This window comes from Pseudomonas sp. P1.31, assembly GCF_001269815.1.
Lineage (GTDB): Bacteria > Pseudomonadota > Gammaproteobacteria > Pseudomonadales > Pseudomonadaceae > Aquipseudomonas > Aquipseudomonas rustica.
Genome location: NZ_LHVN01000019.1, coordinates 322,464 through 335,661, shown reverse-complemented (window position 1 = coordinate 335,661; position 13,198 = coordinate 322,464). Strand labels below are relative to the sequence as shown.

Below are 13,198 nucleotides of genomic sequence, written 5' to 3'. Positions count from 1 at the left end.
CTGCATCAAATACAAGTCCTGCGAATAACAGGATCATAAAAACCCAACTTGGGTGATCATTTTTTATTAATCGCATTTGCCTATTCCCTGAATTTGAACTCAGTTAACCAACACCATCCTTTGAACCACAATTCGTCATACATCAACTGCGATTCGCGCGACATCAAGTCCCCATGCCCTTGCCCGATTAACTTGCCCTCCTCAACTCAATGGGCAAAACCCGGATGAACAAAACCTTCAAAGCGGCGACGTACGCATTTCTGTTACTGAGCGCATGGACGGCAGCGGCTAACGCAAGCGGCTTGAACTGGGATCGATTGGGACGCGCAGAAGCACAACTTTCCAGGGATCACGACACCATCCGCGTGAGCGGTTTTCGCGACAGTTATCGACGCCTGAAAATCAAGGTCAAGGATGCCCCGCTCGACCTGCGCCGCATGGTCGTGGTGTACGACAATGGCGCCACTGAAAACCTCAATGTGCGCCGTTTCATCCCGCAAGGCGGTGAAACGCGCCCGATCGATTTACGTGGCTCCGGCAAACGCAGCATTCGCAAAGTCGAGTTTTGGTACAGCACCCGGGGCAGCGGTCGCGGGCACGCGGATGTGATTCTGTAAGGTTTGCGCTGACCGCCGGACGCACTGGGCCCGACCACAGGCAAATGCCAGGCCGAGCCGAGAGAAGCCGTTAGTTGAGGTTGTGGCTTTGCGAAAACATCATCGCGTGCTCACGACGCATCTGGCTCAGTACATCAGCAACGATCGCCTGATGCTTCTGCATCCAGACCATTTTGTCCTTGTCGGACATGGCGCTATCGGGCGTGGCTTTACCCAGTTGATCCATGACATCGCCGAGCATTTTCATGTGCTCGCCCATCATCGGCCCCTGATCTTTTTTCGGCATTTTTTCGATATCGGCCAACATCATTGCCGAGGCTTGCTGCATGCGCAGCAGGTCTTCGATGTGTGCAAACGTCCGGTCTCCGCCGCCTTCAGCGAAAACAGCGGAAGAGACAAGCATTGCCCCTGCAAGAAATACAGTTTTGAAGTGATTCATTTTTATTCCCATAGCGATAGGCGCTGGTTGTTTTATAAGTATCAACGTTCATCCGACACTGTCGGCTGAGAGTGCTGCACTTAGAGCCGCTTTCAGGGGAGTGAAATGAAAGAGGCTCTAAGGGCTGCACTTCACTAGCACTCAGAAACTAGCGTCAGCAGGCGCCCACTTCTGTAGGAAATTTCCTAAATCTCGGTATTTTCGATCTCGACTTGAATCAATTCACGCCAATTAGTTCGTGACTGCCTTCTTGACGGCTTTGCGGCCCAAATTGTCTGTAGCAGCGCTCACTTTTTCATCAACATTGCCTTTGATGTCAGAGACCGAGTCTTTTTTTCCTTGGAGACCCACGGTGTCAGCTGCGGCCTCCTTCGGCGAACAACGCCCGCCGACACCGACCGTGGCTTTCATGGCGGTGCTTTTGGCTGCTTTTTCTGCGGTGCAGTCCGGATTCATTACGCCAGCCTGAGCATTCACACTCAGTAATACCAGGGCCATGGCCCACATTGTCTTGGTCATTGTGTCGCTCCTGTGGATGAAATATCTGTCTATTCGCGGGCGCGTAGTCTCATCGCTATGCCCGAGGCTGAGCTATAGGAAATTTCCTTAAATTCACTGTTTTTTTTTGGGCTTTCGCACGTGTAGACGCGGCGATTTTTTGGCTATAAGTTTTTTCTGCAACAGACTGGAAAACCACAAGAAAAGTCCTACGCTGAATCTGTTCGTAAAGGACTTGATACGGACGAAATTTCTGACCACGCAGTTAGAGGTATGGAAACGATGCAAGAGTCTCCTCGTTCGCAGTTTGGCTCCCATTTGCGCCCACAACGTCAGGCCCTTGCGCTGGAGCCAAGGATTCTCTTTGACGGCGCCGCCGCGTCTGCCGCTGTCGACCAGCATCACAGCGACCCTGCTGCGCCGCCGGCAGCGGTCGATGCACAAGTCCCGCATGCCACGCCCACCGAAGCCCGCGCCACGCCAGAACAGGCGCCATCAGCGGCGCGCAGCCTGTTGGTGATCGACAGTCGTATCGAAAACCGCGACCAACTGCTGGCGCAATTGCCCGGCAATGTCACGGCGATTGTGGTCAACGTCGGCGAGGACGGTCTCACCGCCATTTCTGCCGCTTTGGCGCAACTGGGCAAGGTCGACTCAATACAAGTGATGTCCCACGGCGCATCCGGCCAGTTCACCCTCGGCAATCGCACCATTACCTCGGACAACGTCGACTCCCTCAGCAAAACCCTCGAACAATGGCGCGGCAACCTCACGCAGGGTGCGGACATTCAACTGTACGGCTGCGACGTCGGCGCTGGGGCTGCCGGGCAAACGCTGGTCACCGAACTGGCGCGCTGGACAGGTGCCGATGTCGGCGCCTCCAGCAATGACACCGGCAGTGCCAAGGCTGGCGGCGACTGGACGCTGGAAACCAAAGTCGGTGACATCGACAAGAGCATCGCCATCAGCGGCCTGGCCATGAGCCACTTCGATGGTTTGCTGGCCGACGCTGCGCCCACTGCGACCGTCACCACCGCCGGCACCGATGTACTGATCGGCGAGCGGTTTACCTTTACCGTGAATTTCAGCAACACCTCGGGCCAGACCGGTTTCGCGCCCTTCATCAACCTGGCCATGCCGGCCACCGGCAAGGATGGCGATGACGGCGTCAACTTCATTTCTGCCACGTTCCTTGGTCAGAACCTGACCGCCCAAGTGTTGACGTTTGACGCTAATGGCAACGCGACCCACCCGCTGGCAAAAGACGCCAGCGGCAACTTTCTGATCATCAATGCCGCCAGCTACGGCATGCGCGCCGGCGACAAACTGGTGGTGATCGAACTGCCGTTTGCCAGTGTTACCAACCAGCAACCGCTGATCAGCGTGCAGGTCACCGCCAGCCTGAGCAATCTGGCTGACACCTCGTTTTCCAACGGCACGCCGGATCTGACCTTACGCGCGAGCGGTGGCTTCGAGTTCGGTAACGATGCGCTGGACAATCCGACCAACGACCCAAGCCTGATTCAGGCCGGTACCGCAGCGTTTGTCGTGCATCCGACGGTCATCACCGTCAGCGAAATCATCAATGCTCCCGAAGGCGAAACGGTCAGCGGCCCCAACTACGCGCGCACGCTGACGCTGTCGGCCACACCCGCGCCGGGGCAGACCCTGACCAATGTGGTCATCACCCAACCGCTGCCGGACAACATTCAGGTTAATTCGATTACCCCGGGGGCCGGTGGCCGTCTCGCGTCGATCACCCTGCACGACGGCACCGTGGTCAGCAATCCTGCGCAAATTGCCGTGTTGCTGGCCGCGAACGACGTGTACATCAATTCGTTCACGGTCGAGTACGCCACCCTCACCGGCAAGACCGACACCGTGGTTGCGTTTTACGTACCAGAAGTCGATGCCAACGGTCAGCCAGTGATCAACCCGGTCACCGGTGATGCTGTCACGATCACCATGGGCCCTCCGACCGCGTCCGGGCAATGGACGCCGCTTGATCCGCGTGACGTGACCGCACCGAACACCACCATTGATTTCAGCGGCACCGGCCTGGGCACACAGTTTGTGGCCAAGTCGATCACGCTGCTGAAAACCGTGTCGATGCAAACCGATATCGGCCACGTCGGCATCAGCCCCGGCGACACGCTGCAATACAGCCTCAATGTGGCGATTTCCGACTACTTCGCCTTCGGCAAGGACTTCTTCAACGAAGGGCAATTGGTGGTGCGCGATCAACTCAGCGACGGCCAGACCCTGAGCGGCACGCCGACCGTCACCGTGACCATCAATGGCGTTGCGCAAACCATTAACCTGGTGACCACGTCAGTGGCCAACGCTGACGGCAGCACCTCGATCGTGTTCGACATCGGCCAGTCGCTGCGTAATTCATCGAATAATATCCGCGGCTGGCTCAACGGCGATCTGGCCTTCGACGACACGCTGCAAGGCGCCGTGCTCGCGGTGTTGAGCTATTCGGCCGTGGTCGGTCAGACCTACAAGCCACCGTCGGGCAACCCGCAACCGGACATCAATGAAGGCGATGAGCTGGGCAACACGGCCACCGTCGATGGCACGTTGCTGGTGGATCAGTTCAACCTGACCGGTCAGAGCGAAACTGACGGTTCCTCGACGACTAGCGTGATTCCGACCAGTACCGTCGACATCAGTCTGGTCGAGGTCAATAACGGCACACCACCCGGCAACGGCGAACTGCGTCCGGGCGATGAAGTCACGTTCGAGCTGAGCTATGACCTGGTCACCGGTGACTACGAGCAATTCAAACTCACCGCGTATCTGCCATTGCCGCTGTTCAATGTAAACGGCGTGACCTGGGGCAGCGGCAGCGATGTCGGTCAGTGGCAACTGGGCCCGGGCAATACCAATGCCGGCGGCGTCGTCAGCGTGACCAGCGCCAATGGCAATTCCGTGGTGTTCGACTTCGGCAGTTTTGCCACCAACACCACCACCGGTAGCCGCATCGTCATTCGCTTTACCGTGCGCGTTGGCGATCAACCCTTTGCCGACCAGCGCTCGCTGGATGTGCTTGCGCAATCGACCCAGCAAACCACCCTCACCGACCGCACGTTGATTTCCTCGGACGTGGTGGCGATCGTCTCCGTCGCAGAGCCAGTGTTGAACATCAAACACGGCGTGGTTTCAGGCACCAACGGCACCGTCACTGGCACCACCGGCAGCTGGAATCCACCGGGCAGCACCGGCGTACCGTTCAATGGCAGCGTCACCGATCTCGCCGCCGTGGATGGCAACATCAGCAACATTGACGGCGCTGATCGCCTGCGCCTGGTCACCGCGATTGAAAACACCGGTGGCGGCGGCGCGTTCGATGTCGGCACCAGCATCACCCTGCCCACGGGGCTGAGTTTTGTTGGAGGCAGTCTGGCCGCGGCCAATCTGCAGATCTATCGCGGTGACGGCACCCTGTTGGTACTCGGCACTGATTACAGCGTCAGTGGCAACCAGATTACCTTCCTCGATGCCGGCGGACAGGCGACTTTGCTCGCCGGACGCGCCAGCACCGCCGCTGACACCAGCGGCGCCAACGTCGTGGTGATCAGTTATGACGTGGTGGTCAGCAGCACCATCGAAGCCAATCGCACTCTGCAATCGAGTGCGACCCTGAACAACTACGCGAGCGTCAACAATGGCACCGATTTCACCCCGACCGATCTGACCGATCTGGCCAACCAGCAAGTCGCCGCGCCGGTGATCAGAAAAGGCTTCGCCGACGGTTCGCTCGACAACGGCGATTCCAGCGCCACACACACCACCGGCAGCGATCTGGTGGTCGGCGAAAGCATGCGTTACGACATCGTCATCAGCCTGCCCGAAGGCTCCACGCAGAACCTGCGCATTCAGGATCTGATTCCACCGGGCATGCGTCTGGACACCAGTTTCAACGGCGGCCTCGGTTATCAGATCATCACCACCCGCGCCGGCAGCGGCGCACTCGGTGCCGATTTCGCCGGCAGCGTGTTGATCAGCGGTTTCGCCGGTGTCGGCGGCGCATTGGGCGCTGACGGCGTCGATGCGCGCTGGACCTTCAGCGTGTCCAGCGTTTCGGCCGACAACGTGACTGGCAACAACACCTTTGTGATTCGCCTGCAACTGGTGGCCAATAACGTCATCGCCAACCAGGCCAACGTCTCCCTGCAAAACAATGCGCAACTGACCTACAGCGACCCTGATGGCAGCACGCCGAATGGCACGGTCGCGCAGGACCGTAACGTCGCGCTCACTGGTGGCCAGCCCACTGTGACCGTGCGCGAACCAACGCTGCAGATCAACCAGGTGATCACCTCGACCTCTGGCCTCGGTGGTTACGATCAGGGCGATACGGTGACGTTCACCATTACCATCAGCAATGGGAATGGCAGCAACGATTTCACCGCGTTCGATATCAGTTTCCTCGACAACCTGCCGACCCAATTGAGTAACGTGACGCTGGTGGGCGTGTTGTATCAGAACGGCGCCACCAACAACGGCGGCGTCGATTTCCAGATCATCAATGGGCAGTTGGTGACCGCCAACGGCGCCAATATCGACATTGCCAAGGGCGGCAGCATCGTCTTGCGCCTGTCGGGCGTCGTCAACGCCAGCGCTGCCGCGCAATCGAATATCGCCAACGTCGCCAGCGTGCAGTGGACCAGCCTTGATGGCGCCAATACCGGTGAGCGCACCGGTGTCGACGGCACACTCAATGGCGGCACACTCAACGATTACCGCAACCTCTCGACATTGATTATCCCTGTGGCCCAGGCCATCGAGATTTCCCGGGTCGGCGGTCTGCCGGACACCGCCGCGCCCTCGCCGACCACCGCGATTGTCGAGCAAGTGACGGTCGGCGAAGTCATCCGCTACCGTGTCGTGGTGGTCGTGCCCGAGGGTGACAACCCCAATTACCAGATACAGATCACCCTGGCCAACGGCTTGCAATTCATCTCCCCGGACGCCTTGGTGAATGCGCTGCGCATCGCCTTTATTTCCAACGGTGGGCTCAGCAGTGATGCCAACCTGATCGTCGGGGGCACGCTGAATATCGATGGCAACGAAAACAGCCCGGAAGCCCTGCCGATTACCGCCAACCTTTCAGGTGCCGCCCCGCAAGGCGTGTTCGACCCGAGCCGCGTGACCGTGATCACCAATCCCGACGGCAGCCAGGTGGTGACGTTCAATCTGGGCAACGTGGTCAACGCCGGCGACGATGACGATCTGGAAGGTGTTTCCATAGAGTTCAACGTCAGGGTCACCAACATTGCCAGCAACGTTGCCGGCGTTCAGTTGGGTGCAACAGCCCGGGAAATAGTCAACGGCGGCGGACGGGCCGTCAGCGATACGGTGCTGGAGCGGATCGTCGAGCCAAGCTTCAGCGGCCTCGACAAACAGATCGTTGCGTTCGATCCCAATCCAACCGGCACCACCGGCAATGCCACGGTGCAACTGAGTTTCACCCAGAACGGTGGCCTGCCCGCATTCGACGCGCAAGTCAGCGACAGCTTTGCCGGCGGCAGCAACTACACGCTGGTCAGTATTAGCATCAACGGCGTGACCTACGGCCCGGGCAACCTGCCGGCCGGTGTGAGCTTCAGCACCAGCGGCGGTTTGAGCGTGAATTTCGACCAGCTCGACGTCGGCGCACAGATTCAAGTGCGCTATCAGGTCACCCTGCCCAACTCGACCATCGTCGCCAGCAGCAACGCAACACTGACCTGGAGCAGCCTGCCGGAAGATTTCACCAGTTGGGGCGGCAACAGCGTCGGCGTCGACGGCACCACCACTGGCGAACGTGACGGCAGCGCCGTTGGTCCGAACCAATACATCCTGCGCGACAACGCCGGGCTCGGCGTGATCAGCGGCACGTTGTGGAACGACACCGCCAGCCCGACCGCCAGCGCCACACCGGACGGCGCAGGCCTCGCCGGACAAACCGTGACCCTGACGTGGGCCGGTGCCGACGGCAATCTGGCGACCACTGCCGACAACCTGATTTTCTCCACCCTCACCGATGCCAACGGTCAGTACCGTTTCGGCGTGCTGCCGCTGGGCGTATTCCGCATTGATGTGCCGGCCGGCCTGGTCAGCTATCCGCAACCGATCGGTGATCTGCGCGTACGCGTCGACAGTGATGCCGGCACTCTTGGTCAGATCACCATCAGCCTCGGCGATGCTGCCGCGCAAAGCGCCAACGCCGGTTATGTCGAACAGAACGACGCGCCGGTCAACACCCTGCCTGGCACGCAAAACGGTCAGGAAGATATCGTGCTGGCGATCGGCGGCATCAGCGTTGCCGACGTCGACGCCAACCGCGATCCGAACGTCAACGACCGTGCGATCAGTGTGATCCTGCAAGTGACGCAGGGCACGCTGTTCCTCGGTGCAACCGTGCCGGGCGTGACCGTCACTGGCGCCAACACCGCTACCCTGACCTTGACCGGCAACCTCGCCGACATCAACACCGCGCTGGCCGGTTTGCGTTATCTGGGCAACGCCAACTTCAACGGCATCGACACCCTGACCGTGATCAGCAATGACCGTGGTAATTACGGCGATGCGGATGGCGACGGTATTCCCGGTACGGCAGCGGATGCACTGACCGACACCGACACTCTGCAAATCGTCCTCGCTGCGGTCAACGACAACCCGGTCGGCGTCAACGACAGCGCCACAGCCATCGAAGCCGGCGGCACCAATAACGCCTCGGCCGGCGTCGACCCGCGCGGCAATGTGCTGGACAACGACACCGATGTCGACATCGCCACCAATGCCGATTCGCTGCAGGTAGTGTCGGTTGGCCCCGGCGCCGGGATCCCGATACCGAGCAACGGCGTGGTGGTCGTCAACGGTCTGTACGGCCAATTACTCATCGGCAGCAACGGTTCCTACGAGTATGTCGTCGATAACAACAATGCCACCGTGCAGGCGTTGCGGCTGTCCGGCCAGACCCTGCAAGACACCTTCAATTACGTGCTTGCCGACCTTGCCGGGGCGACGTCAACCGCCGTGTTGACCGTAACCATTCAGGGCGCCAACGATACGCCGCTGGGCATCAATGACGACGGCGTGGCGGTTGAGGCTGGCGGCATCAACAACGGCACCCCCGGCAGCCCTGCCGCCGGCAACGTGTTGACCAACGATCAGGACGTCGACAGCGTGGCCAATGGCGAAACCCGCACCGTGACGGGTATCCGTGCGGCGGCCGAAGCGGGCTCGGGTGATTTCACGGCGGTCAGCGGGCCGACCAATATCATCGGCGCGTACGGCACGTTGACCATCAACCCCGATGGCACTTACACCTACGTGATCAACAACGCCAACACCACGGTGCAGCGCCTGAGTGCCGGCGAACAACTGATCGAATTCTTCAGCTACCGCCTCACCGACACCGGCGGTCTGGACGATGTCGCGCAACTGCGCATCACGATTCAGGGTGCTAATGACAATCCGGTGGCCAGCGATGACGCTGCCGAAGCACAAGCCGCCTCAACCAACGGCAACGCAGTAGAAAGCGACCCGAGCGGCAACGTCATTCTCTTTCCAAGCCGCCCCGGCAGCATTGATCAACCCGGCGGCAACGGCGTCGATCAGGACGTCGATGACAACGATCGGCCCAGCAGTCAGTTGGTGGTCAATGGTGTCATCAATAAACCAGAAGCCAGCTACAACCCGGCCGTCGATGTACTGAGCGGCGTCGCTACCGGCACCACCTCGGGCAACGGCACAGTCGTGGCAGGACTTTACGGTACGTTGCGCATAGGCGCCGACGGCTCGTACTTCTACGATGTTGACAGCACCAACGCCGACGTACAGGCATTGGCCACCGGCCAGACCCTGACCGAAGTATTCACTTACCGCATCACCGACACCACCGGCCTGACTGACACCGCACAACTGGTGATCACCGTGCGCGGCGTCAACGATCCACCGGTAGCGCAGAACGTGGTGAGCATCGCCACCGAAGCCGGTGGCATCAACAACCTCACGCCGGGCGTCAATCCGGCGGGCGACGCTACGGTCAATGACTTCGATCCGGACGGCGATCCGCTGACCGTCACGCTGATCAAGGCAGGTCCGGAAGGCAGTGCTGGCACGCCGGTCGCAGTCAATCTCGGCGGCACTGTCGTTGCCGGGATCTACGGCACACTGACCATTTTCCCCGACGGCAGTTATGTCTACGAGGTCGACAACAACAACGCCGACGTGCAGGCCCTGCGCCGTGGCAGCGATCTACTGCTGGAGCGCTTCACCTACACCATCAGCGATGGCGTTGGCGCGACCCCGGAAACCGACTCGGCGGAAATCATCGTGTTGATCCGTGGGCAAAACGACAACCCGGTAGCGAACGATGAAAGCGGTCTGGCTATCGAGGCCGGTGGCGTCAACAACTCGCTTCCAGGCCAGGATCCGGTCGGCAACGTGCTGGACAACGACACCGACGTTGACGGCGGCGAAGTGCCTGGCGATCTGCCCAACCATGACTATGGCGAAACCAAAGCGGTCGCCTCAGTGCGCACCGGCAGCGAACTCGACACCGGCACCGCCGGCGCCTTGGGCACCGAACTGCGCGGCACTTATGGCTGGCTGACCCTGAATGCCGACGGCAGCTACAGCTATCGCCTCGACAACAACATGGCTGAAGTCCAGGCCTTGCGCGCTGGCAACAGCCTCCTCGACTCGTTCAGCTACGAAGTCATCGACGCTGCCGGGACGACGGATCGCGCTACGCTGAATATCAATATTCAGGGGCGCAACGACGCGCCGGTGGCGCAGAACGATACCGCCACGGCCGTCGAAGCCGGAGGCTTGAACAACGCCACGCCGGGCGTCAACCCGACCGGCAACGTATTGACCAACGACACCGACGTCGATGGCAACGGTGAAGTCATCAGCGTGGTCGGCTTCAATCAGGGCAGCTCGGTGGGCCTGGTCGGCAGTGCCTTGAATGGCACCTACGGCAGACTGACCTTGAATGCCGATGGCAGTTACAGCTATCTGGTCGACAACTTCAATCCGCAGGTTCAGGCACTGCGCAGTAACGCCGACACCCTCAGCGAAACGTTCACCTACCAGATCCGGGACCTCGCCGGCGCTACCAGCACCGCGTCGCTGACCATCACCATTCGCGGTGCCAACGACAACCCGCTGGCGACGGATGACAGCACGGTTTCGGTCGAGGCCGGCGGTACTTTCAATGGCACGCCGGGGGTGAATCCAACCGGCAATGTGCTGACCAATGACAACGATGTCGATGCCAACGACGCGATGCTGGTCACTGGCATTCGCAGTGGTACCGAAGCGGCGGGCGGGACGTTCACCACCATTGGCGTCACGCAATCGTTCGCCGGTCTGTACGGCACCCTGACCATCAACGCCAACGGCACTTACAGCTACGTGCTCGACAACAATCTGGCGGCGGTTCAAGCATTGAAGGCTGGCGATTCGCTGGTGGAAACCTTCACTTACCGCATGCGCGACATCGCCGGTGCCACTGATACCGCGCAACTGAGCATTCGCATCGACGGCGCATGGGATGCCCCGGTCGCGGCAGACGATCTGGCTGTCGCCGTGGCCGATAACGGCAATGACAACGGGGTCAATCCGAGCGGCAACGTGCTGCCCAACGACACCGATGTCGATCAGGGTGACAGCAAAACCGTCACCGGTATCCGCTTCGGTGCTGAAGGGGCCAACGGCACCCTGACCGACGTCAATGCCGAGACCGACAACAGCAACGGCACGTTGATCAACGGCCTCTACGGTCAGTTGATCATCGGCGCTGACGGCAGCTACACCTACAACCTCGACTCCAGTAACCCGACCGTTCTGGCGCTGGGGCCACTGCAATTTCTCAACGAGCGTTTCACTTATCAGGTCACCGACAGTGGCGGGCAGAATGATCTGGCGGAAATCCACATCATCATTCGCGGGCGCAACTCGGCACCTGTGGCCAATGGCGACACAGCGACGGCGGTCGAGGCCGGCGGCGTCAATAACGGCCAACCCGGGGTCAACCCGAGCGGCAACGTCCTCAACAACGACACCGATGCTGAAAGCGATCCGCTGACGGTGATCGGCATCCATACCGGCACCGCCAGCGATATCGGCACGGTCGGCACCGTGGGCACAACCTTGCAAGGACAGTACGGCACTCTGTTGCTCAACGCCGATGGCGGCTACACCTATACCGTCAATAACAGCCTCGCCGCCGTGCAAGCCTTGCGTCAAAGTGGCCAGACCCTGTCGGAAGTGTTCACTTACACCATCGTCGACAAGTGGGGTGACACCAGCACCGCCGAACTGCGCGTGACGGTGGATGGTCGCAACGACACGCCGACTGCCGTCGATGATGGATCCGTGGCCGTCGAAGCCGGCGGCGTCAACAACGGTACTCCAGGCAGCAACGCCACCGGCAACGTGCTCGACAACGACAGCGATGTCGACAGCGTCGCCAATGGCGAAAGCAAACACGTCTTGAGCGTCAGCAATCAGGCCGGTCAGTCGGCAGGCGCCGGGCAGGTATTGATGGGCCTTTATGGGCAACTGACGATCAATGTTGATGGCAGCTACACCTACGTCATCGACAACAACAATCCGCTGGTTCAAGCCTTGCGCACGGCCGGTGAAACCCTCAGCGAAACCTTCACCTACCGCATGGTCGACACCGCCGGTGCAACTGCCGACGCGCGTTTGACCGTGGTTATTCAGGGCGCCAACGATGCGCCGATTGCACGCAACGACAGCGGCTTCGCCAGCGATCAGATCGCCGGGCCACAAACCACTGGCAACGTGCTGCCCAACGATGGTGACATCGATGCCAATGACAGCCTGGTCGTGGTTGGCGTACGCACCGGCGCCGAAGCGGGTTCAGGCGCGGACGGTGTGATCGGTCAACCGATCAAAGGCCTCTACGGCACGCTCGTACTCAACGCCGACGGCAGCTACACCTACACCATCGATCAGAGCAACCCGGACGTGCTCGCCGCAGCCGGACTCGGCCGCGTACTGCGTGACGTGTTCACCTACACCATCAATGACCGCGCCGGCGCCAGCGATCAGGCCGAACTGGTGATCACCCTGGACATCGCCACGCCGTTCATTCCGGCACCGGATGGCGGCAACCGTTTCAGTCGTGACAGTGATCTGGATTCCAGCGATTTCCTGATCCCCGATCCGCAACCAGCGATCTTCATCACCCCGGTGGTCGAGCGCTACGCCGAGGTCAACGAGCTGACCAGCTACGGTGTCGATGGCAGCAATTTGCGTCTGGCCTCGGTGGGGGAATTCGAGGTTGATTCGTTGGGTAACGGCTTGGGTCTGGTGCCGGGACAATTCGTGGCGCAAGCGGTGCGCGAAAGTCGCCGCGCCAGCGAGTTCGACCAGCTCTGGGTGCAGGGCCGTGAGGGTCGCACCAATTTGAGTGCCGACGGTTTGCTCAGTGATCCATCGTTGTTTGCGCTCGATCCGGCAAACATGACGAAACATCCGATCCACGCGGAAAAACCCGCAGAAACGCGTCACGGCAAAGGCTTCTCGGCGCAGCTGCGACACGCGGCCCAGCGCTTGCATACCAGCAATCCCAGCGGTAACAGCAGCAGATCCGAATAAATTCCAAGAATGCAAA

At 60.3% G+C, this 13,198-nt stretch carries 4 protein-coding genes; 2 read left to right on the top strand and 2 right to left on the bottom strand.

The annotated features are described in order from the left end of the window. Positions 1-224: 224 nt before the first annotated feature. On the top strand, positions 225-617 hold the full coding sequence (locus tag AD669_RS12325) for a DUF2541 family protein (protein ID WP_172680107.1): 393 nt from the start codon (positions 225-227) through the stop codon (positions 615-617). A 70-nt stretch (positions 618-687) separates the two neighbouring features. On the opposite strand, the gene AD669_RS12320 is transcribed toward AD669_RS12325, so the two are convergent. Together AD669_RS12320 and AD669_RS12315 are read right to left on the bottom strand one after the other, a co-directional pair. Then, on the bottom strand, positions 688-1,056 hold the full coding sequence (locus AD669_RS12320) for a co-regulatory protein PtrA N-terminal domain-containing protein (protein WP_305728906.1): 369 nt from the start codon (positions 1,054-1,056) through the stop codon (positions 688-690). Positions 1,057-1,287: 231 nt separating this feature from the next. Beyond that, on the bottom strand, positions 1,288-1,575 hold the full coding sequence (locus AD669_RS12315) for a hypothetical protein (RefSeq protein ID WP_053120053.1): 288 nt from the start codon (positions 1,573-1,575) through the stop codon (positions 1,288-1,290). 261 nt (positions 1,576-1,836) lie between these two features. Between AD669_RS12315 and AD669_RS12310 the strand changes: the two genes are divergently transcribed. Beyond that, positions 1,837-13,182: a VCBS domain-containing protein gene (locus AD669_RS12310; RefSeq protein WP_053120051.1), complete on the top strand. Its 11,346-nt coding sequence runs from the start codon at positions 1,837-1,839 to the stop codon at positions 13,180-13,182. Positions 13,183-13,198: the final 16 nt, after the last annotated feature.